Here is a 1,094-nt window from a genome sequence, read left to right on the forward strand (position 1 = left end):
AATAATTCCGGACAACGCTTGCGCCCTACGTATTACCGCGGCTGCTGGCACGTAGTTAGCCGGCGCTTCTTCTGCAGGTACACGTCAACTTCGTCGGGCGGCGCACGCCGGCGAACAACTGGGTGCTCTTCCAGGTGGTCGTGGAGCAGTTCCTGGCCGAGGTGGGCGGGCCGCACGACCCCGGCGAGATCACCGGCGGGCTGGAGCGGATCGAGGACTGGTACGTCGGCGACGGCTGGTACTCCGACGGCAAGGGCAAGAACTTCGACTACTACTCCGGCTGGGCGATGCACCTGTATCCGTCGCTGTGGGCGAGGATGGCCGGCGACACCGCCCGCCAGCAGCTCTACGCGGCCCGCCTGCACCGGTTCCTGGACCAGTACCAGCACTTCTTCGCCGCCGACGGTGGGCCGGTGCACCAGGGACGTTCGCTGATCTACCGGTTCGCGACGGTCGCGCCGCTCTGGCTGGGCGCGCTGACCGGCGCCTCGCCCCTTGCGCCGGGGCGGACCAGGCGGATCGCGAGCGGTGTGCTGCGCCACTTCGCCGAGCGCGGCGCCCCCGACAGCCGCGGCCTGCTCACGTGCGGCTGGTACGACGCCTTCCCGCCCGGCAAGCAGGACTATTCCGGCCCCGCCTCGCCGTACTGGGCCAGCAAGGCCTTCCTCGGCCTGCTGCTGCCACCGCAGCACCCGGTCTGGACGGACGCCGAGGTGGCCGCGCCGATCGACCTCGCCGACCAGGTCGTGGCGATGCCCGCGCCCGGCTGGCTGCTGCACGCCACCCGCGAGGACGGCGTCGTCCGGATCGTCAACCACGGCAGCGACCGCGATCGCGTCCAGGATCCCGCCGGCCCGCCGGACCCCTACTACCTCAGGCTCGCCTACACCAGCCACACCGGCCCCGACATCGGCGACGAGGCGATCGACGGGCAACTCGCCGTCGTCTCACCGAAGGGAGCTACCTCCCGGCGGCGCCGCATCGAGCCTCTCACCGTGGGGGAGCGCCTCGCCGTCTCGGCCTACGAGGACGGCCCCGTCCGCGTAGTGACCGCCTCCGTGGTCGACGGCGCCGCCGAGGTGCGCATCCACCAG

1 protein-coding gene is annotated in these 1,094 nt (G+C 71.5%); it reads left to right on the forward strand.

The annotated features are described in order from the left end of the window. Nucleotides 1–71: 71 nt before the first annotated feature. A partial coding sequence (locus tag AB0J09_RS65580) for a DUF2264 domain-containing protein (RefSeq protein WP_360714701.1) occupies nucleotides 72–1,094 on the forward strand: 1,023 nt, incomplete at its 3' end.

The organism is Nonomuraea sp. NPDC049784, assembly GCF_040659615.1.
Classification (GTDB): domain Bacteria; phylum Actinomycetota; class Actinomycetes; order Streptosporangiales; family Streptosporangiaceae; genus Nonomuraea.